Genomic DNA, 20,307 nt, shown 5'->3' with positions numbered 1-20,307 from the left:
GGGAACGCTCATGAAAAAATTAAAAAGAAGCGCAAGATTGGTCGAAATGACCCAATACTTGCTGATCCGCCCCCATACGCTGATTCCTTTGACGACATTTGCAGACCGATATAATTCCGCCAAATCGTCCATCAGCGAAGATTTGGCCATCATTAAAGAAGTGTTTGAAGAGGAAGGCCTTGGGGAGCTTCAGACGCTCGCGGGAGCAGCCGGCGGTGTCAAGTTCATACCGAAAGTATCGAAATCGCATTCATTGCAATTCATCACCCAGTTATGCCGCCAGTTGGAGCAGCCCGAACGCATCCTGCCAGGCGGGTATTTGTACATGTCCGATATTATGGGGCAGCCGATGATTTTGAATGAAGTCGGCAAAATGTTCGCTTCCGCCTTTTCGGGCAACGATATCGATGTGGTGATGACGGTGGAAACGAAAGGCATTCCGCTGGCCTACGCCACGGCTACTTATTTGAACCTGCCGGTCGTCATCGTGCGCCGCGACAATAAAGTGACAGAGGGTTCCGCCGTCAGCATCAACTACGTATCCGGCTCGAACAAACGCATCCAGACGATGTCTTTATCTAGACGGGCGCTCAAGGAAGAAGCCAAGGTGCTGATCATCGACGATTTCATGCGGGTGGGCGGAACGATTCACGGCATGATGGACTTATTGCAGGAGTTTAAAGCCACGGTCAAAGGCGTCGGCGTCTTCGTCGAGTCGGGCGAAGTCGAGGAGCATTTGGTCGAGGATTACGTCTCGCTTGCCAAGCTGTCCGCCGTCGACCCGAAGACACGGCAGATTACGGCCGAGCCGGGCAATTATTTTCAAGAAGAGGTTTCTAATCTAAATGAGGAGTGACAAATGCATATGACATTAGAACGTATCTCTACGGACCGGGCGCCTGCCGCTATCGGTCCTTATTCACAAGCAATCAAATTCGGCAATCTGTTATTTACCTCCGGTCAAATTCCGCTCAATCCCGAAGGCCAAATCGTCGAGGGCGGCATCGCCGAGCAGACGCACCAAGTCTTCCGCAATTTGAAAGCGGTATTGGAGGAAGCGGGGGCAACATTCGAGAGCGTAATCAAGGCCACGGTGTTCATCAAAGACATGAATCAGTTCGCCCAGGTGAATGAAATCTATGCAACCTACTTCGGAGACCACAAACCGGCGCGTTCAACTGTCGAAGTTGCACGACTGCCGAAGGACGTTTTTGTCGAAATCGAGCTTATTGCGGCGTTAAGTGTCGAATAATTTCAAATTTATAAAGTATTTATAAAATTGCTCAAAAACTTTAGAGATTTAGCAGGAATTTGCCCTAAAATGTGGAATTTATAGTTCATGTCTCCAAGATGGAAAAAGGTGGTGAATCAGAAGTGCAAATTACAGACGTCAGACTTCGCAGGGTGAACTCCGAGGGCAGAATGAAAGCCATTGCTTCCATTACCATCGATAACGAATTTGTAGTACATGACATTCGTGTGATTGACGGTAACAACGGAATGTTCGTGGCGATGCCTAGCAAGCGGACCCCGGACGGAGAGTTCAGAGATATCGCTCACCCGATTTCCTCTTCAACCCGCGAGAAAATTCAAGCGGCCGTGTTAGCGGAATATGAGCGTGCCGCAACGGAAGAGGAAGTCATTGAAGAAGGAGCTTAATACGATCTATGAAGAGGGCCAAAAGGCTCTCTTTTCTTTTATACCCGGGCAGGATATATTGGGACTGGCGTTTCACGGACAGAAACCGTATCATAAAAAGAAAACAATACATTGGATCAAAGGGGATGGACGAAACTTGAACATCATGGGGATCGTACTGGCTGCAGGTCAGGGGAAACGAATGAAATCGAAACTATATAAAGTACTACACCAGGTATGCGGTAAACCGATGGTCGATCATGTGGTCACCGCATTGGAAAATATACAAGCTTCTCGTACAGTCGTCGTCGTTGGTCACGGAGCGGAAGCCGTTCAGGCGTATTTGGGCGACCGAGTCGAGTATGCGCTGCAGGAGCAGCAGCTCGGGACCGGCCACGCCGTGCTTCAGGCCAAAGATTTGCTGGCCGCGGAGGACGGCTTGACGATTGTCATCTACGGAGATACGCCGCTGATTTCGGATAGCACCCTCGAAGGAATGATCAAGCTGCACCAGGAGAAGGGAGCGGCGGCCACGCTGCTGACGGCGGTTGTAGACGATCCTACCGGCTACGGGCGGATCATCCGGGACGAACGCGGGCATGTGACGCAAATCGTGGAGCAAAAGGACTGCAACGAGGCGCAGCGCCTGGTCAAGGAAACGAACGTCGGCACCTATTGCTTCGATAATCGGAAGCTATTCGAAGCGCTGGCGCTTGTGAAAAACGACAATGCGCAGAACGAATACTACATTACGGACGTGATCGGCATTCTGGTCGGTCAGGGGCAGATTGTTGAAGGCTACGTGCTGGAAGACGAGGCGGAGTCGTTCGGCGTCAACGACCGTCTGCAATTGTCTGTGGCCGAGCAAACGATGCGCGAGCGGATTAATCGCCGCCATATGCTCGCCGGCGTGACGATGATCGATCCGGCAAGCACTTATATTGAAGCGGACGTGCAGATCGGAGCGGATACGATATTGCTGCCGGGAACAGTGATCCAGGGAAAAACGGTGATCGGCGAAGACTGTGTCATCGGACCGCAAGCGGATATTACGGATAGTACGATTGGGAGCGGCGTCACCGTTAAGCATTCCGTGCTGCAGGAAGCGGTCGTCGGCGACGGATCGTCCGTAGGACCATATGCTTATTTGCGGCCGGGAGCGGACCTTGGCCAAAACGTAAAAATCGGCGATTTCGTCGAAATCAAAAATGCCAAGCTCGCGGACGACGTGAAAGTGTCGCATTTAAGCTATGTCGGCGATGCGGTCATCGGCCGGAACGTCAACTTTGGCTGCGGAGCGATTACCGTCAACTATGACGGCTTCAACAAGCAGCTGACCGAAGTGGAGGAAGATGCGTTTATCGGCAGCAACGTCAACCTCGTCGCTCCGGTCAAAATCGGCAAAGGAGCTTATGTCGTAGCCGGTTCTACCATTACGCACGAAGTAAGGGACGGCGACGTGGCGATTGCCCGGGAACGTCAGGTAAACAAGCACGGTTACGCCGATAAGCTTCGCACTAAATTTGCGGCGAAGAAGGCGAATAAGTAAGCTTTAAGCGAGAGAACCAGCATCAGGATGTTTTGAACCTCCTTCAATTGGGTAAAGTAGTAAGAAGCTAGGGCTTCACCCAAATTGAAGGAGGTTTTCTTATGGCTACATCGCTCAAAGCGGAAGCTCGGACAGGCCGAACGAAAGGCGACCGCAACCGGCTGCGGGCCGAGGGCAAAGTCCCCGGCGTCGTCTACGGAAAAAAAGTGACGCAGACGCCGATCGCCATCGACCAGAAGGAGCTGCTTGCGCTGCTGAAGACGAATCCGCATGCGGTTATCGATTTGGACATTCCGCAATTTGGCAAGCAGCCGGTTATGATCAACGAAGTGCAGCGGGATGCGCTGAGCCGCCAACTGCTGCATGTCGATTTTCATCAGATCAATATGGACGAACCGGTTCAGACGACGGTTCGCCTAGAATATATCGGAGACCCGGAAGGGGTTAAGGTCGGCGGGATTCTGCAAATTCAGCACCACGAAATCGAGATCCGCTGCCTGCCGCAGCGTATCCCGGCCTCCATCGAAGTCGATGTCAGCGGGCTCGAAATCGGACAAAGCATGCTTGTATCCGAGCTCAAGCTGCCGGAGGGCGTCGAGGCGAGGACGGACGCGCATGACGTGCTCGCCACGATCCTGACGCCGCAGAAGGAAGCTGAACCGGAGGAGGAAGCGCCGGCCGCCCAAGCCGGGAATGCCGTCGAGACGGCGGAGAAGGCAGAAGCATAAACTTGGAGAGAGCGTATCGGCTTGGATCGATACGCTTTTTCTGTTATGTCCGGCGGGCGCCATGCCTGCCGCTTCTCGCGAAATTGGCGCGGGACGTTTTTTTCGGTTATGATAAGTTTAGGGTATCGTTTCAGCCCATGGAGTTGAAAGGGGCAGGTCAGGTTGAAATGGTTTGTGGGTCTCGGCAACCCGGGACGGCAGTACGAAGCGACGCGGCATAATATCGGTTTTATGGCGCTGGACCGTTTTGCCGATAAGCACGGCATCAAAATTACGCAAAGCAAATCCAAGGGACTGCTGGGAGAAGGTCATGTCGCTGGGCAGAAGGTATATTTGCTGAAGCCGCAGACGTACATGAACTTGTCGGGGGAGTCGATCCGCGCCTTTATGGATTTTTACAAAGCGGCCATCGAGGATCTTATCGTCGTCTATGACGATCTGGATACGCCCTACGGGCAAATCCGGCTGCGCTATCAAGGAAGCGCGGGCGGGCATAACGGGATCAAGTCGGCCATCGCCCACTTGGGCACGCAGTCGTTTCAGCGCATTCGCATGGGCATTTCGCGGCCCGCGCCTGGCAGAGATATCGCCGATTACGTGCTGAGCCCGTTCAGCAAAGAAGAGTTTCAGCAGATGCCCGGGCTGCTCGACAAAACGGTGGATGCCATGGAGCATATTCTGGAGCATCCGTTCGAGAAGACGATGGCCCAATTCAACGGCTGAGCCGTATTATGCATTTCGTCAAGAAAAAGCGTTAGCCTAGAGGCTAATCTCCTCCCATCCCGGCCATAATAAGTAAAAACGCCGCTTGGCAAGGCAAGCGGGAGGAGGAAGTCCAATGGCCCTGAAATATGTTTGTCGTCATTGTCAGACCGTAATCGGAGAAATCCGGCAGGGGGAAGTAAGCGAGTTTCAACTCGGTTTCCATTTCTTGACCCCCGAGGAGCGGAGAGATATAATATCGTATAACCCGAATGGGGATGTCACCGTCAAGGTGGTTTGCGATTACTGCAAGGAAGCGCTGGATGCCAATCCGGAGCTCTCGCTCCTCGCGAATCCTCTACAATAGGGGTTGTTCGCATTTCGGCTATCCGGCTTTTTGGTTAAGGATCGGCCTAAAGTCCGGTGAATAAGAGGCCGCTGCGCGGGCGGATCGCCCTTCCGATTCGCTGCTTCAGAAGCGATGACGCCCGCACTGCTGCTTATTCACGGGACTTCTAGGCTTTTTTAGTGTTACGCGGTTGAGAGGGGTGTCCTGTTTTGCAGGCTTTAATTCAGGCGTTCTCCGCGGATAACGATTTTCAAAGCGTCGTGTCCGGCCTACGTTCGGGGATGAGAGAACAGTTAATAGCCGGGTTGACCGGTTCTTCGCGGCAGGTGATGCTGGCTTCACTTTACGAGGAGCTGCAGCAGCCTCTATTTGTCGTGACTCACAATATGTTTTCCGCACAAAAGATGTTCGAAGATTTGGTGGAGCTGCTGCCGGAAGGCCAGGTTCTACTGTTTCCGGCTCAGGAGCTTCTGGCGGCCGAAGCGGCGATCGCAAGCCCGGAAATGCTGGCGCAGCGGATCGACGCGCTGTCCAAGCTGGCGGACAGCTTTCGCGGGATCGTCATCGTGCCGTATGCCGGAATGCGGCGGCTGCTGCCGGACCAGGCGTCGATTGCGGAAGCCAAGCTTCGCGTCGCCGTCGGCGATACGCTCGACCTAGAGTCGTTCATTGGGCGGATGGTTGAGCTCGGCTACGAACGCGTAGAGCGTGTCGAGAACAAAGGGGAGCTGAGCGTTCGCGGAGGCATTATCGATTTTTATCCGCTCACTTCGCCGAACCCGTACCGGATTGAGCTGTTTGATATTGAGGTGGACTCCATTCGGACGTTCGACCCGGCCGATCAGCGATCGATCCAGAAGTGCTCCGAGCTTGTCATTACGGCCTGTCGTGAAATCGTAGTCGACCGTAAACGGTTACAATCGGCGGCGCAGCATGCGTATGAGCTGCTCCAAGAGCAGATAGGCAAAATGTCGGACCGCGGGGCGAAGGATCGGCTGTTCGAAGGCATCGGCCACGAGATCGAGCTCCTTCGCGAGGGACAGCATTTTCAAGGGATGTTCAAATATGTCTCTTTGCTGTTCCCGCAGCGTCAGACGCTGCTCGACTACATGCCGAAGGATTCCATTCTTATCGTAGACGAACCGGCCCGGCTGCTCGAGACGGCAAAGCAGCTTGAGAAGGACGAGGCCGAATGGATGACGATGTCGCTGCAGGACGGCAAATGCCTGCCGCAGCTCGTGTTGTCGAAGCCGTACGAGACGCTGCTGCACCGCAGACCGTATCCGACCTTATACATGTCGCTGTTTCTCAGGCAGGTCCCGCAGACGTCGCCACAGAACATCGTCAACTTCATGTGCCGCCTGATGCAGAATTTCCACGGACAGATGAACCTGTTGAAAAGCGAAATGGAGCGCTGGAAAAAGTCCGGCGCGAAGGTGATGATGGTCGCGAGCGGCGCGGAGCGGGTCGACCGCATCAAGCGCGTGCTGGCCGACTACCATATCGAAGAGCCGCAGATCGTGGACGGCAATCTGCAGACCGGCTTCGAGCTGCCGGGCATACATTTGGTCGTCATCACCGAAGGCGAGATGTTCACGCAGAAGCAGCGCAAAGCGCGCAAGGTGGACAAAAAGATCGAAAACGCCGAGCGGATTAAAAATTACCAAGAGCTCAAAATCGGCGATTACGTCGTCCACGTCAACCACGGGATCGGTAAATTTGTCGGCATCGGTACGCTTGAGGTCGGCGGCATTCATAAAGATTATCTACACATCATGTACGCCGGCGGCGACAAGCTGTCGGTGCCGATCGACCAGATCGATCATGTGCAGAAATACGTCGGCTCGGAAGAAGGCAAAGAACCGAAGGTCTATAAGCTCGGAGGCGCCGACTGGAACCGCGTGAAAAGCAAGGCTCGCGCGTCCGTACAGGATATTGCCGACGATCTGATCAAGCTGTATGCGGATCGTCAAGCGACGGCGGGCTACGCCTTCAATCAAGATTCGAATTACCAGCAGGAATTCGAAGGCATGTTCCCGTACGAGGAAACGTCGGACCAGCTTCGGGCCATTGAAGAAATCAAGAAAGACATGGAGAAGTCGAGACCAATGGACCGCTTGCTGTGCGGCGACGTCGGATACGGGAAAACCGAGGTGGCGATCCGCGCGGCGTTCAAGGCGGCGATTGACGGCAAGCAGGTAGCGGTGCTCGTGCCGACGACCATTTTGGCGCAGCAGCATTATGAGACGTTCCGGGAGCGGTTCTCGGGCTATCCGTTTAACATTCAAGTGCTCAGCCGGTTCCGCTCCAAGAAGGAGCAGACCGAAACGATGAAAGGCATCAAGAACGGCACCGTGGATGTGGTGATCGGGACGCACCGGCTGTTGTCCAAGGATGTGCAGTTCAAGGATCTGGGGCTGCTGATCGTCGACGAAGAGCAGCGCTTCGGCGTATCGCACAAGGAAAAGCTGAAGCGGCTGAAGACGAACGTGGACGTGCTCACGCTGACCGCGACGCCGATTCCCCGTACCCTGCATATGTCCATGCTTGGCGTACGGGACTTGTCGGTCATCGAGACGCCGCCGGAAAACCGTTTTCCGGTGCAAACGTATGTCGTCGAATACAGCGCCTCGCTGGTCCGGGAGGCGATCGAACGGGAACTGGCGCGCGAAGGCCAGGTGTATTACCTGTTCAACCGCGTGCAGGGAATTACCCAGATGGCCGATCAAATCTCGATGCTCGTCCCCGACGCCCGGGTGACAGTCGCGCACGGCCAGATGTCCGAGCAGGAGCTGGAGAAGACCATTCTCGACTTCCTGGACGGCGAATACGACGTGTTGGTCAGCACCAGCATCATCGAGACCGGGGTCGACATCCCGAACGTCAATACGCTGATCGTCCACGACGCCGACAAGATGGGCTTGTCCCAGCTGTATCAGCTTCGCGGCCGGGTCGGGCGCTCCAACCGGATCGCTTACGCCTACTTTACGTACCAGCGCGATAAGGTGCTGACAGAGGTGGCGGAGAAGCGGCTTCAGGCGATAAAAGAGTTTACAGAACTTGGATCCGGGTTTAAAATTGCGATGAGAGACTTGTCCATCCGCGGTGCGGGCAACTTGCTCGGCGCGGAGCAGCACGGCTTTATCGCGTCGGTAGGCTTCGATCTGTATTCGCAAATGCTGGCCGAGGAAATTCAGAAGCGCAAGAAGGAATTGGGCGGCGAAGCGGTGCAGGAGACGAAAGTATGGTCGACGCAGCTCGATATCCAACTGGACGCTTACATTCCCGGCGACTACATCTACGACAGCGTGCAAAAAATCGAGATTTACAAAAAAGTCGCGGCTATTCAGACTCTGGATGAAGCGATGGAGCTGGAGGACGAATTGGTCGACCGCTTCGGCGATCTGCCGGAGGCAGTGCAAAATCTGTTGGCCGCGGCGCGGCTGAAGGTGTACGGTGCCTTGTACGGTATCGAGATCATCTCCCAGAAGGGGCTCGATTACGAGCTGAAAATTCACCCCGATCAGAACGGCAATCTGGACGGACAGAAGCTGTTCCAGCTGTCGGGTGAATTCGAGAATCGGATCAAGCTAATCAGCGGACCGCAGATCCACATCGAGCTCAAGGGAAAAGGGTTGAAGCCAGAAGAAACCATCGCTTTGCTGGAAAGGTTTCTGGTACAATACAAGCGTGTGTTGAAATCGAAGGGAGAGCTGCAGAATGTGGCAAAATAAACGGAAACCGTTACGAAAAGGGCTTATGGCTCTTTGTGCGCTCGTATTGGTCGCGGGTGTCGCTGCAGGTTGCGGCAAGAAAAAGGACGAAGCGGCAACGGCTGCCGCCGATAAAGGAAAACCGAGCGAGGTGCTTGTGACGTACAAGGACGGACAAGTCACGCGTGGGGAATTCGATACCTTTTTGAACGTGAACGCGTTCTTTTATAAGCAATATGCGCAATTCAAAGACGACCCTGCCTTTCAACAAGATATGATGAAGCAGCTTGTCACCTTTAAAATTTTGTCCTCCCGCGCGGACGACAAAGCCAAGGCGGAAGCGGAAAAGCAGTATAATGCCCAGTTCGAACAAATCAAAGGCTTCCTGAACGCTCAGGAAGGCGGCATGGAGAAACAGCTCAAGGATGCGAAGCTCGAGCAAAAAGACGTGGAAGAGTTCGTGAAGCGCAGCATCACGGCGATTGTCTCCGAGGAAAGCAAAGTGACCGACCAAGAGATTCAAACGGCTTATAACACCAAATTGGAGCAGGACAAAACCGCCTATGTGACGGCGACGGTCAGACATATTTTGATCGGAATCAACGATCCGGCGACAGGCAAGGAAACCCGTTCCAAGGAAGACGCGCTCAAGCGCGCGAAGGAAGTACAAGACAAACTGAACAAGGGCGGCGACTTTGACGCGCTGGCAAAAGAATATTCGGACGATCCGGGCTCGAAAGATAAGGGTGGCAAGTACGAGAACGCAGACATCTCCCAATGGGTACCCGAGTTTAAGAAAGCGGCGGCGGAGCTGCCGATCGGGAAGATCAGCGATCCGGTGGAAACGTCGTTCGGTTACCACGTGATGAAAGTGGAATCCCGCAATACGAAAACGCTCGACGACGTCAAGCCGGAGCTGCGCTCCGCGGCGGCTGAAACGAAGGTATACGATTTTGTGGAGAAAGAATTGCCAGGCCTGATTCAGACGAACAACCTGCCGAAGCCGGAGGAGAAGAAGCCGGCGGAAGCTCCTAAAACCGATGCGCCTAAAACCGATGCTCCGAAAACGGACGCTCCAAAAACGGATGCGCCTAAGACGGAAGGCGGCAAGTAACAATTACCAGGGTACCCCATGGGGTGCCCTGTTTTGTTTTCATTTTTTTGGACATAATGTAAACAGCGACGGCTTAAGCGTCCGACAACGCGTTCGCAATCGTACCGAAGTTGGACATGCATAGGCCTCCGGGAATTGAAGGATACTAGGGTCAGTCGAATTCCCTCCATTTTGCATACAGGGTCACATCCAGTCTGTATCCCATTCTTCTTGGAAAGCGAGGCATCTAGAAACATGAAAGCAACTGGAATCGTTCGTCGTATCGACGATCTTGGCAGGGTCGTAATCCCGAAGGAGATACGCCGCACCCTGCGTATTCGGGAAGGGGATCCGCTTGAAATTTTTGTGGACCGGGATGGGGAAGTGATTTTAAAGAAATATTCTCCTATCGGTGAACTTGGAGATTTTGCCAAGGAATACGCCGAGTCGCTCTATGAAAGCACGAACCATATCACGATGATATCCGACCGCGATACGATCATTGCCGTGGCTGGCGGCTCGAAAAAAGATTTTTTGGAGAAGCAGATCGGTTCGCTGGTCGAGCAAAGCATGGAAAACCGTAAAGCAACGCTAGAAACCGGAGGCGGCTCTTATGAAATCTGCAAGGACGTTACTGAGACGTACAGCTCGTATGTGATTGCGCCGATCGTGGCGGGGGGCGATCCGATCGGTTCGGTGATCTTGCTGAACAAGGACGAGAATGTGAAAATGGGTCAAATGGAACTGAAGATGGCGGAAACGGCCGCCGGCTTTCTGGCAAAGCAGATGGAGCAGTAGCTCCGCCGATGGACAGCGATGCGCAGCTTCCTGATAGCAATCCCTTGGAGGGAAATCGGGAAGCTTTTTGCGTTTTTGGAAAAGGATTGCGAATTGCGGTATAATGGGGCTGCAAAATCTGTCCGAATGGGTCTCTCGCCGGACGGATGAGGGACCGGTCGCGGGAACGAAGGGGAAGCGTCATGAAGGAGCGATCGGAGCGGATGGAGGCAAGCGGGCCCGAGGCTGCGAACAGCAAAGACCGGGACGGCGGAAAAGGCTCGGCGCTGCTGCAAGGGGCGGCCCTGCTCGGTCTGGCGGCCGTTATTTCGAAGCTGATCGGCACGCTGCAAAAAATTCCGCTGCAAAATCTGGCGGGCGATGCGGTCTTTGGCATATACAATGCCGTGTATCCGTTGTACATATTAATTTTGGTGCTGGCCACGGCCGGATTTCCTCTGGTCGTATCCAAGTTTGTGTCGGAGTATGCTGCCGAACGGCAGTATCATGAGGCCCGGCGCGTGCTCCGGGTGGCTTCCTTATCGCTAATGGTCACCGGAGTCGTCTTTTTTTCGCTGCTGTATTTCGGGGCGGAGACGATTGCGCGGTGGATGGCTGCGCCGCAAACGGCTTCGGCGATACGAAGCGTGTCGTATGCCCTGCTTGTCGTGCCTCTAATGTCTGCGCTGCGCGGCTATTATCAAGGCTATCAGGACATGCGGCCGACCGCTTGGTCTCAGGTGGTGGAGCAGACGGTGCGGGTGGCGACGATGGTCGTTCTGCTGCTGGCGCTGATGCGGCTTGGCTTCGGGCCGGAACGAATCGCCGCAGGCGCGACGTTCGGCTCGGTGACGGGTGCTCTGGCGGGACTCGTTGTTATGCTGTGGTACTGGCGCAAGGAGCCGAGACGCGAGCAGATCCCGGGTGAGGGGGACGGCGGCGGCTGGCGGCGCGACTGGGCGCTGGCGAAACGGTTGGCAGCCTATGCGCTGCCCCTCTGTCTCGGCTCTGTGGCGATGCCGATCCTCACGCTCGTCGACTCGTTTACGATGCCCCGGCTGCTTCGCTCAGCCGGTTTCGACGAGAGCGAAGCGTTGTATCAGTTCGGGCTGTACAATCACGGGCTGCCGCTCGTGCAGCTGATCGCAATGATCGCATCCTCGATGTCCGCGGCGCTCGTTCCGGCGATCGCCGAAGCGCTCCGGCGCGGCGATGCGGATGCGGTCCGCGCACGCGCGGGCTTGTCCCTGCGGCTGACCTGGCTGATCGGGCTTGCCGCTTCGTTCGGGCTCGCTTTGCTGGCGGAGCCGCTGAACGTGATGTTCTTCAAGAGCGCCGAAGGCACGGCGGCGATGGCGGTGTTGGCGTTCACCGCCCTGTTCTCGGCGGTGAACATCGTCGCGGGAAGCGTGCTGCAGGGCCTCGGCGCCGTGCGTGCGCCGGTGCTGTACCTGCTGCTCGCCGCCGCCGTGAAAGTCGCCGCCAGCGTGGCGCTTGTGCCGCGCTACGGCATCGACGGCGCCGCCTGGGCGTCGCTCGCCGCCTACGTGCTCGCCGGCGGCCTCGCGCTCGCGCACGCGCTGCGCGCCGCCGGGGTCCCGGCCGCGGGCGGCCTCGCCGCCATGAAACCGATGCTCGGCATCGGCTTCATGGCGCTCGGCCTGCTGGCCGTGACGCACGGCGCTCCGCCGCTGCTCGCGCGGCTGCCCGCAGCCCTGCCCCCACGGGGCACGGCCGCGGTCATCGCGCTCGGCGGCGTCGCCGTAGGGGCGCTCGCTTACGCGGTGGCCCTGCTGCGCCTGGGCGTCGTCACCGCCGCCGATCTGGCGCTCGTGCCGCAGCTGGCGGGGAAGCCCCTCGCCTGGCTGCGCCGATTCCGGCTGCTCCGCTGACGGAGCGCCGCACCCCAAACTGAAGGAGGCGGCTCTGGGCTATGTCCACTCAACCGCAAATTACGGTCGTCGGTCTTGGAACCGGCGACGAGAACCAACTGACCCTCGGCGTCTGGCGCAAGCTCGAAGCCGCCGGCGCGCGAGGCGGGGCGATATTTCTCCGCACCCGGGAGCACCCGATGGTCGCGATGCTGGACCATCACAGCCTTCGCTATGAGACGTTCGATGCGGTCTACGAAGCGCACGAGGGCTTTGACGCCGTCTACGAACAGATCGCTTCGCAATTGATCGAGCGGGCCAAAAGCGCGAACAGCGGAGAGGTGCTCTACGCCGTACCTGGCCATCCGATGGTAGCCGAGCGGACCGTTCAACTGCTGCGCGAGCGTTGTCCGGCCGAGGGCGTGCTGCTCACCCTGATGGGCGGCGAAAGCTTCCTGGATCAAGCGTTCCTTCGGCTCGGCTTCGATCCGATCGAAGGCTTTCAACTCTTAGATGGAACTTCGCTGACGGCGAGCGGACTCAATCCGCAGCTGCATACGCTGATCGGGCAGGTGTACGACGTCTACACGGCGTCTGACGTGAAGCTGACGCTGATGGAGCTGTATCCGGACGACTATCCCGTCGTCGTCGGCCATGCGCTTGGCGTGGCCGGAGAAGAGCGCGTGCGCGAGGTGCCGCTCTATGAGCTGGACCGGGTGGAGGGCTACGGCAATTTATCCTTGGTCTGGGTGCCTCGCACCGACCGCGAGGACGTGCGGAGCCGCACCTTTACGCGGCTGCATGAGATTGTGGCTATTCTCCGCAGTCCCGAGGGCTGTCCGTGGGACCGCGAGCAGACGCATCAATCGCTGCGCAAAAACCTGATCGAAGAAGCGTATGAAGTGTTGGAAACGATCGACGAGGACGATCCCGACCATATGCGCGAGGAGCTCGGCGATCTGCTGCTGCAGATCATGCTGCATTCACAGATTGAAGCGGAGGACGGGATGTTTACCGTCTTCGACGTCATCCGGGAGCTCAACGAGAAGCTGGTTCGTCGTCATCCGCACGTCTTTGGGACGGCACAGGCGGAAGATGCCGACGAGGCGCTGGGCAACTGGCAGCAGATCAAGGAGGAGGAGAAGCGGAAGAAGGGGATCAATCCCGACGAACTGCCGCTTCTCTCCGGCGTCCCTCGCGAGCTGCCGGGACTGATGAAGGCGTACAAGCTGCAGAAGAAAGCCGCTTCGGTCGGCTTTGATTGGGGCACCAAGGAAGAAGTGCTGCCGGTCGTCGAGTCCGAGCTGGCCGAAGTGAAAGAGGCGATCGAGCGCTTCGGCAAAGCGGAGCAGCAGGAAGAGCTGGGCGACCTGCTCTTTGCCGTCGTCAATCTGGCGCGGTTTCTCAAGGTGGACCCCGAAGAAGCGATGGCGGACGCCAACCGCAAATTTTTTGACCGTTTCGGGTATATCGAAGCGCAGTTGCGTTTAAAGGGCAAATCATTTGACCAAACTGATTTGCAAGAGATGGAATCTTTGTGGCAGGAAGCAAAAAAAGTTCTGAAAAAATAAGATGCTTTGCAGGATTTTCCTAACGAACAAAGAATACTTTAGTTCAGCGTCACTTTTAAGAGGAGGATATTAAACTCATGAACAAAACCGATCTTATCAACAACATCGCAGAAAAAAGCGGCTTGACTAAAAAAGACGTGGAATCCGTATTGAACAGCTTCCTTGGCGAAGTTACGGAAGCATTGTCCAACGGTGACAAAGTACAATTGATCGGCTTCGGTACGTTCGAAACCCGCAAACGCTCCGGCCGTACAGGTCGTAACCCGCAAACGGGCAAAGAAATCACCATTCCTGAGTCCAAGGTTCCTGCATTCAAAGCAGGTAACAAGCTTAAAGAAGCGGTGAAGTAATGCGGCTTGACAAGTTTCTCAAGCTCTCCCGCCTGATCAAGCGGCGCACTGTTGCGAAGGACGTGTCCGAACAGGGCCGCGTCTGGATCAACGGACGGGAGGCAAAACCGAGCAGCGCGGTGAAAGTGGGTGACGAGCTGACCATTCAGTTCGGGCAAAAGCTGGTGACCGTGCGCGTGGAACTGCTGTCCGAGTCGACCCGCAAGGAAGACGCGGCCAAGATGTACACGCTGCTCAAAGAAGAAATGAATAAACCCGAGCCTTTATTTTAAAGGCCCGCCAAAGAGACCGGAGCTTTCCGGTCTTTTTTTAGTCTAACTCCGTGGCCGGGACCGTGAAACCCGTACCTCAAGAATGATCTGTCACCGGAGTCGGAAAGGTACCCGGTCCCGCTGTACAAATAAAGGAACCATGATGTGTTAAGTCGAGCTTGTGAGATATTCATTGGACTTAGCGGAACCAGGGTTCTTTAACCGTGTCGAAAAAGGTTCATATCCCCCGATATAAGGCTGTTAACGCACGTCAGGTTCTCTATTTTGTCCGGTCGGGCTAATTTGGATGCAATAACACACTTAAAGTTCCTCTATTTGTAAAACCATCGATCCCTCGCGACTCTATAAAAAGTTTTTTTCTAGACCTCCGGTTTTACCTTCCATTCGAGGCGGATTCCTTCTCCCTACTATTGGTGGTTCTAAACCTCGGACGACCTCCATATTTTTAAGTAAACAAGCTTTGTGCGCACGTTGTCTTTTCATATAGCGCAGCGCAGAGTTGTGTCATGGCCGGAGAGTTTACGTGCCGCCTTTGAAAACGGGTTATTTCCTCTGAAATTCAATATGAAGATAACCCGTTTTCAAGAGCGGCCGTAGGCCATGAGCACAACTCGAAGCGTCAGCGCATGGGTGAAGCCCAAGCTGCGCCAAAGCGTCCAAGGAGGATGAACCAAGCCATGGTAGAACAGCCGGGGAAGGTGAAACGGCAGGAGATCAAGATGCTCAACCGCAAGCTGCTCGAGGTATCCGGCGTGTTGAATGTGGAGAGCTTCGACAGCGAAGAATTTTTGCTTGAAACCGAATGCGGATATTTGATGATCAAGGGGCAAAATTTACATATCAAAAACTTGAGCCTGGAGCAGGGTCTCGTTGCCATCGAAGGGTACGTGAACGAGCTGGCCTATGTTGACGCAAACTCCCAAGGGAAAACCAAGGGATTCCTGAGTAAGCTGTTCAAGTGACGCTGCACATCCAATTCATCACCCTGGGGATGATGTATGCGGGAGGTCTGGCGCTCGGGGGATTGTATGACGTGTACCGGGTGCTTTCCGGCCAGCTGAAAGTACGGGCATGGCTCCGGGCGATTCTGGATCTTCTCTATTGGTTCATCGGCACGCTCCTGGTGTTCGTACTGCTGTACGAGAGCAATTGGGGCGAAGTGCGCCCGTTTATATTTTTGGGCCTCGGGATCGGGATTATTTTTTACTTTTTGGTGTTTAGCCGGACGATGATCCGGGTAATACGGTTTATGATCCGTGTCGTGCTGGCTACGATCCGGTTCGGCAAGCGGACGGTTCAGCTGTTGATTATAAAGCCGGCCCTGGTGATGTACCGCATCGTTGTGATCTTTTTGGGATTTTTGGCCGCGACAGCTATATTCCTGTACAAAATTGTGTTACAATTGCTTTATCCTGTGTGGAAATTGCTGTTATGGCTTCTCAAGCCTTTCGGTCGATGGATCCGTTTTCGCGTTTCCGTCCCCGCATGGGTTCTGAAAACCGGTCAAAGCATCGCGGCATGGCTCCGTCGACTCTTTTGATCGTACGTAGGAGGATTTCAGGTACATGCAGGCAGTCTCGAAAACCAATCCGATGCAACCGCATAACAAAGGCTCCTTTCGCCGACGCCGTTTGGTCATGCTGATGCTGGCTTGTTTTTTGAGTTGGGCTGGTGTCACACTTTGGAATCAGGTCGGTAAAATCAGCGAGCGTAACCAGAAGCTTAGCGCGGTGCAGCAGAAAGCAGCGGAAGCGCAGCAGCAGAACGAAACTTTACAGCGTGAGATCGCGCGTCTGAACGACCCCGAGTACGTAGAGCAAAAAATTCGCAAAGAGCTGCACTATGTCAAGCAAGGGGAGACGTTATTTTATGCCCCGAAACCGACCCAGAAGTAACTCGGCAAAAGATGGGCACAGCCTTGTGTTGACCGTATTTTCTCCGTAAGTTATAATCGGCATAGCTTCAATTTCTCTTTGTTTCTTAACTATTTAAGGGAGGATTAGTTTACTTTATGGCAATTGAAGTGGGCAGCAAGCTGCAAGGAAAAGTGACAGGCATTACTCACTTTGGGGCGTTCGTTGAGCTATCTGAGGGGGTTACTGGCCTTGTGCACATCTCGGAGATTGCGGACAACTATGTCAAGGATGTCAATGATCATCTGAAGCTTAACGATATCGTAACCGTAAAAGTGATTAATGTCGACAAAGACGGCAAAATCGGATTATCGATCAAGCAAGCGGTCGATCGCCCGGTGGATGCCGCTCCGACAAGGCCCGCTCGTTTTGAAAGACAAGGCGACCGCGGCGGCTTCGGCCGAGGGGACCGTGGAGGCCGTGGTGGTGGCAGACCTCCCGCTAACAAGCACGTTACCTTCGAAGATAAAATGGCGCGCTTTCTGAAAGATAGCGAGGATCGCATCTCTTCCTTGAAGAAAAATACCGAGGGCAAAAGAGGCGGACGCGGCGCGCGTCGTGACTAATAAATAGACGGAACCGGATGGGTCGAGACTCATTCGGTTTTTTTGCGAGTACTTGACAAGCCCTTCCCCGCTGTTATATACTCATGCTTGTTGCGGCGGCGTAGCTCAGCTGGCTAGAGCGTACGGTTCATACCCGTAAGGTCGGGGGTTCGATCCCCTCTGCCGCTATAATGGAAGAGGCAAAGCGAATAAACCTGAAGTCGGGCGGTGAGAATCGTCAGACGATCAGGTTTTTTGTTTGCCGTTTTTTCGCCTGGTTGGCGGGAAAGCCATGACTTTGTCACAAGTCGGACCGGACCGGACTTTTTTTGTCGTATCTTTCGGGAGGCCCCGGCGAATCGACAGGTTGTAACGTAAAGGACAAAGGTCCGCTGCGAACAAGTCACGAACATAAAGTGAAGTGCATGAAACCGGATTCTTTTGATAGCGCTTTCATTTTCTGTTAATCCGCTGATTCAGGGCGATTTGCGGCAGCAACTCATTTTGTCGGAAAAAACTTTGGACCAGCCCCCGCATTCTGACAAACTTTCCGATGGACAGCTTATATACTAAGACCACTAATAGTCTATGGGTGGTGTGATGAAAATATGCAAAAACGTCAAAGTATGAATGCAATGGGAACGGCAGCGTCGGGATGGGTGCTTCGGATCAAGCAAGGCATCATTGCGTTGGTCGTGAAAAACCGGTTGGTGCAGTGGTTCGTCGCCAAGAAATGGTCGATATTGCTGCTGCTGATGGCGTTTTTGCTGGGCCGGGCGATGATCCTCGATCAGCTCGCGCCGTTCGCGGTCGCCTTTTTCGCGGTCATGTATTTTTTGCGGAGGGAGCTGCTCTATTGGTCCGGCGTATTTCTGGCTGCGGGCAGTCTGTTCTCCATCGATCCGAAGCATACGGGATACCTGGTCGCGCAGATGCTAGTCTTCTTGCTGATTCAAAAAGGCGTAGAGCGGTTCGAGCGGTCTGACATCTCATATGCCCCGGGAATCGTATTCGCCGCCACGTTTTTCGTTCAGCTGTTCTCCCATTTGGCCTCTGCGGAACTGAGCTGGTATACGCTGATGATGACGGGCATCGAATCGACGCTTAGTCTCATTCTGACGCATATATTCCTGCAAGCGATTCCCGTGTTTACGTTAACCCGCAAAAATTTCAATTTAAAAAACGAAGAAGTTATCTGTCTGATCATTCTCCTTGCTTCGGTGATGACGGGAACCGTCGGTTGGCTTATCGGGCCGGTTACGCTGGAGCACGTGATGTCGCGTTACCTGATCCTGCTGTTTGCGCTCGTTGGCGGGGCGCCGCTCGGAGCTTCCGTGGGGGTTATCTCCGGGCTTATTCTAAGCCTTGCGAATGCAAGCGCCATTTATCAGATGAGCTTGCTGGCGTTTGCGGGGATGCTTGCCGGGCTGCTGCGTGAAGGCAACAAAATGGCGGTAGCGCTTGGCATGCTGATCGGTTCTTCCATTCTTTCCTTTTATTTAGGAAATTCGTCGGAGGTGATTCATTCCACATGGGAGTCGGTGGTCGCGGTCTCGATGTTCCTGATGACGCCGAAGGGAGTCATTCAGATGCTGGCCAAATACGTGCCGGGAACGCAGGAAAATCTAAAATCGCAGCACGACTACGCCAAGCGGGTGCGGGATGTGACCGCGAGCCGCGTCGAGCAGTTTTCCGAGGTGTTCAAGCAGCTCTCCCGCAGCTTCAAGCAGGTGACCGTCGATGCGCAGCCGGCGCGCAAGGAGGAGGAAGTCGGCCATTTCATGAATTCGGTGGCGGAGAAGTCGTGCACGAACTGCTGGAAGAAGAAGCAGTGCTGGGACGGCAAGTTTTATCAGACCTATAAATTTATGACCGATATGATGACGGAGGTGGAGCTTCGAGAAAATATGTCGCGCAAGGATGTCCGGCCGCAGTGGAAGAAGCAGTGCATTAAGCCGGATCAAGTCTTGGAGGTGATGAAGCAGCAGTATCAATTGTACAAGCACGATCAGCATTGGAAGAAGCAGATCGTCGACAGCCGCCAGATCGTAGCGGATCAATTGTCCGGAGTATCCCAGGTGATGGAGGACCTGGCGAAAGAAATTAAACGGGAAGGACAGGAGCTCTTCATGCAGGAAGAGCAGATCCGCAGCGCGCTGGAAGAGCTGGGGCTCTCCATACATAGCATCGATGTCATCAGCTTGGACGAAGGCAATGTCGAGATCGAAATCGTTCATCAATATACGAGAGGCTTTGACGAATGCCGCAAAATCATCGCGCCGCTGCTTTCCGAAATTGTCGGGGAGAACATTGCCGTCAAGAACGAGCAGGCGATGGAGCGGAAGGAAGGCTACAGCACGGTGCTGTTCGGTTCGGCGAAGGAATACGAGGTGGAAACCGGGGTGGCCGCAGCGGCCAAAGGAGGCGATTTGCTGTCGGGCGACAGCTTCAGTACCGTGGAGCTTGGCAACGGCAAGTTTGCGGTTGCGCTGAGCGACGGCATGGGCAATGGCGAGCGTGCCCGGGCAGAGAGCAGCACGGCGCTGTCGATTTTGCAGCAGCTGCTGCAATCCGGCATGGACGAGAAGCTGGCGATCAAATCCGTCAATTCGGTGCTGATGCTGCGCTCGTCGGACGAGATGTTTGCGACGGTCGATGTGGCACTTGTCGACTTGTACAACGCGCAGACCACCTTTCTGAAGATCGGCTCGACGCCTAGCTTTATCAAGAGAGGAGATGAGGTAATCCCGGTAACCGCCAACAATTTGCCCGTAGGGATCGTGCACGACATTGACGTCGATCTGGTCAGCGTGCCTTTGCGGCATGACGATATATTGATCATGATGACGGACGGCATCTACGACGCGCCGGGCCATGCGGTGAATAAGGAGCTGTGGATGAAACGGATGATCAGCGAGATCGAGGCGGACAGCCCGCAGGATTTTGCCGACATTTTATTGGAAAGGGTGGTGCGGTATCATCATGGGGACATTTATGACGATATGACGGTAGTCGTCGCGCGGATCGTGAAGTTCCAGCCGGAGTGGGCTACGTTCCGTTGGCCCGGCATGCAGCGTGTGGATCGTCCGAAGACGGTAAGTTAATGCGGGTATGAAAGCGGGTGCAAAATCAGCCGCAGTAACAGGGGGAGCTGCGGCTGTTACGGATACATAAAATTTATAAACCGATAGGAGTTTGCTGGAAGGGTGTGGAATCCAGTACAATAAGGTAGGTTG

At 54.9% G+C, this 20,307-nt stretch carries 19 protein-coding genes and 1 tRNA gene; all 20 read left to right on the top strand.

What is annotated here, in order from left to right:
- Nucleotides 1–10: 10 nt before the first annotated feature.
- The 20 genes from purR to spoIIE all read left to right on the top strand — a co-directional run bounded on the left by purR (nt 11) and on the right by spoIIE (nt 20,175).
- A complete protein-coding gene (purR, locus tag ET33_RS29305) occupies nt 11–856 on the top strand; it encodes a pur operon repressor (protein ID WP_036690466.1) in 846 nt (281 codons plus the stop codon).
- Nucleotides 857–865: 9 nt separating this feature from the next.
- Entirely contained in the window at nt 866–1,252 is a 387-nt protein-coding gene (locus ET33_RS29300; RefSeq protein ID WP_036690522.1) for a RidA family protein, read from the top strand.
- Between the two features lie 122 nt (nt 1,253–1,374).
- Nucleotides 1,375–1,659, top strand: a complete 285-nt coding sequence (gene spoVG / locus ET33_RS29295; RefSeq protein ID WP_010501706.1) for a septation regulator SpoVG — start codon at nt 1,375–1,377, stop codon at nt 1,657–1,659.
- A gap of 136 nt (nt 1,660–1,795) precedes the next feature.
- Nucleotides 1,796–3,187, top strand: coding sequence for a bifunctional UDP-N-acetylglucosamine diphosphorylase/glucosamine-1-phosphate N-acetyltransferase GlmU (gene glmU, locus ET33_RS29290; protein WP_036690520.1), 1,392 nt, complete (start codon nt 1,796–1,798; stop codon nt 3,185–3,187).
- 101 nt (nt 3,188–3,288) lie between these two features.
- Complete coding sequence (locus ET33_RS29285) at nt 3,289–3,915, top strand: 50S ribosomal protein L25 (RefSeq protein WP_036690463.1); 627 nt, start codon at nt 3,289–3,291, stop codon at nt 3,913–3,915.
- Between the two features lie 162 nt (nt 3,916–4,077).
- Complete coding sequence (gene pth / locus ET33_RS29280; protein WP_036690461.1) at nt 4,078–4,638, top strand: aminoacyl-tRNA hydrolase; 561 nt, start codon at nt 4,078–4,080, stop codon at nt 4,636–4,638.
- A 115-nt stretch (nt 4,639–4,753) separates the two neighbouring features.
- The gene (locus tag ET33_RS29275; protein ID WP_010501715.1) at nt 4,754–4,984 is read left to right on the top strand and encodes an anti-sigma-F factor Fin family protein; all 231 of its coding nucleotides are present in this window, start codon (nt 4,754–4,756) and stop codon (nt 4,982–4,984) included.
- Between the two features lie 191 nt (nt 4,985–5,175).
- Nucleotides 5,176–8,700, top strand: a complete 3,525-nt coding sequence (gene mfd / locus ET33_RS29270) for a transcription-repair coupling factor (RefSeq protein WP_036690457.1) — start codon at nt 5,176–5,178, stop codon at nt 8,698–8,700.
- Nucleotides 8,687–9,793 carry a peptidylprolyl isomerase gene (locus ET33_RS29265; protein WP_036690454.1) on the top strand — a complete coding sequence of 369 codons (1,107 nt, stop codon included), beginning with the start codon at nt 8,687–8,689 and terminating at the stop codon, nt 9,791–9,793. Before mfd ends, ET33_RS29265 begins: the two co-directional genes overlap by 14 nt.
- Nucleotides 9,794–10,027: 234 nt before the next feature.
- The gene (gene spoVT, locus ET33_RS29260) at nt 10,028–10,570 is read left to right on the top strand and encodes a stage V sporulation protein T (RefSeq protein ID WP_036690452.1); all 543 of its coding nucleotides are present in this window, start codon (nt 10,028–10,030) and stop codon (nt 10,568–10,570) included.
- A 146-nt stretch (nt 10,571–10,716) separates the two neighbouring features.
- The gene (locus ET33_RS29255; RefSeq protein ID WP_081890558.1) at nt 10,717–12,441 is read left to right on the top strand and encodes a putative polysaccharide biosynthesis protein; all 1,725 of its coding nucleotides are present in this window, start codon (nt 10,717–10,719) and stop codon (nt 12,439–12,441) included.
- 41 nt (nt 12,442–12,482) lie between these two features.
- Complete coding sequence (gene yabN, locus ET33_RS29250; RefSeq protein WP_036690449.1) at nt 12,483–13,991, top strand: bifunctional methyltransferase/pyrophosphohydrolase YabN; 1,509 nt, start codon at nt 12,483–12,485, stop codon at nt 13,989–13,991.
- A gap of 77 nt (nt 13,992–14,068) precedes the next feature.
- Nucleotides 14,069–14,341 (top strand): HU family DNA-binding protein, encoded by a 273-nt coding sequence (locus ET33_RS29245; protein ID WP_010501443.1) that lies wholly within the window; start codon nt 14,069–14,071, stop codon nt 14,339–14,341.
- Complete coding sequence (locus ET33_RS29240; RefSeq protein WP_010501445.1) at nt 14,341–14,613, top strand: RNA-binding S4 domain-containing protein; 273 nt, start codon at nt 14,341–14,343, stop codon at nt 14,611–14,613. The genes ET33_RS29245 and ET33_RS29240 overlap by 1 nt, the downstream gene beginning before the upstream one ends.
- A gap of 677 nt (nt 14,614–15,290) precedes the next feature.
- A complete protein-coding gene (yabP, locus tag ET33_RS29235) occupies nt 15,291–15,575 on the top strand; it encodes a sporulation protein YabP (RefSeq protein WP_025846843.1) in 285 nt (94 codons plus the stop codon).
- Nucleotides 15,572–16,153 carry a spore cortex biosynthesis protein YabQ gene (yabQ, locus tag ET33_RS29230; protein ID WP_036690446.1) on the top strand — a complete coding sequence of 194 codons (582 nt, stop codon included), beginning with the start codon at nt 15,572–15,574 and terminating at the stop codon, nt 16,151–16,153. Before yabP ends, yabQ begins: the two co-directional genes overlap by 4 nt.
- Nucleotides 16,154–16,178: 25 nt before the next feature.
- Nucleotides 16,179–16,508 (top strand): FtsB family cell division protein, encoded by a 330-nt coding sequence (locus tag ET33_RS29225; protein ID WP_036690444.1) that lies wholly within the window; start codon nt 16,179–16,181, stop codon nt 16,506–16,508.
- 116 nt (nt 16,509–16,624) lie between these two features.
- On the top strand, nt 16,625–17,092 hold the full coding sequence (locus ET33_RS29220; RefSeq protein ID WP_036690441.1) for a S1 domain-containing RNA-binding protein: 468 nt from the start codon (nt 16,625–16,627) through the stop codon (nt 17,090–17,092).
- Nucleotides 17,093–17,186: 94 nt separating this feature from the next.
- Nucleotides 17,187–17,260 (top strand) — tRNA-Met (locus ET33_RS29215).
- A gap of 419 nt (nt 17,261–17,679) precedes the next feature.
- Nucleotides 17,680–20,175 carry a stage II sporulation protein E gene (spoIIE, locus tag ET33_RS29210; RefSeq protein WP_036690439.1) on the top strand — a complete coding sequence of 832 codons (2,496 nt, stop codon included), beginning with the start codon at nt 17,680–17,682 and terminating at the stop codon, nt 20,173–20,175.
- Nucleotides 20,176–20,307: the final 132 nt, after the last annotated feature.

Source organism: Paenibacillus tyrphae (genome assembly GCF_000722545.1).
GTDB classification, from domain to species: Bacteria; Bacillota; Bacilli; order Paenibacillales; family NBRC-103111; genus Paenibacillus_G; species Paenibacillus_G tyrfis.
Note: the sequence above shows the minus strand (reverse complement) of the source record. Positions and strands in the feature narration are given on the sequence as shown.

Bases quoted from the DNA above. Each gene is read 5' to 3' on its own strand.
- purR (WP_036690466.1), top strand. From the start codon at position 11: ATGAAAAAATTAAAAAGAAGCGCAAGATTGGTCGAAATGACCCAATAC.
- ET33_RS29300 (WP_036690522.1), top strand. From the start codon at position 866: ATGACATTAGAACGTATCTCTACGGACCGGGCGCCTGCCGCTATCGGT.
- ET33_RS29285 (WP_036690463.1), top strand. From the start codon at position 3,289: ATGGCTACATCGCTCAAAGCGGAAGCTCGGACAGGCCGAACGAAAGGC.
- ET33_RS29275 (WP_010501715.1), top strand. From the start codon at position 4,754: ATGGCCCTGAAATATGTTTGTCGTCATTGTCAGACCGTAATCGGAGAA.
- ET33_RS29265 (WP_036690454.1), top strand. From the start codon at position 8,687: ATGTGGCAAAATAAACGGAAACCGTTACGAAAAGGGCTTATGGCTCTT.
- spoVT (WP_036690452.1), top strand. From the start codon at position 10,028: ATGAAAGCAACTGGAATCGTTCGTCGTATCGACGATCTTGGCAGGGTC.
- ET33_RS29255 (WP_081890558.1), top strand. From the start codon at position 10,717: ATGAGGGACCGGTCGCGGGAACGAAGGGGAAGCGTCATGAAGGAGCGA.
- yabN (WP_036690449.1), top strand. From the start codon at position 12,483: ATGTCCACTCAACCGCAAATTACGGTCGTCGGTCTTGGAACCGGCGAC.
- ET33_RS29245 (WP_010501443.1), top strand. From the start codon at position 14,069: ATGAACAAAACCGATCTTATCAACAACATCGCAGAAAAAAGCGGCTTG.
- ET33_RS29240 (WP_010501445.1), top strand. From the start codon at position 14,341: ATGCGGCTTGACAAGTTTCTCAAGCTCTCCCGCCTGATCAAGCGGCGC.
- yabP (WP_025846843.1), top strand. From the start codon at position 15,291: ATGGTAGAACAGCCGGGGAAGGTGAAACGGCAGGAGATCAAGATGCTC.
- ET33_RS29225 (WP_036690444.1), top strand. From the start codon at position 16,179: ATGCAGGCAGTCTCGAAAACCAATCCGATGCAACCGCATAACAAAGGC.
- ET33_RS29220 (WP_036690441.1), top strand. From the start codon at position 16,625: ATGGCAATTGAAGTGGGCAGCAAGCTGCAAGGAAAAGTGACAGGCATT.
- spoIIE (WP_036690439.1), top strand. From the start codon at position 17,680: ATGCAAAAACGTCAAAGTATGAATGCAATGGGAACGGCAGCGTCGGGA.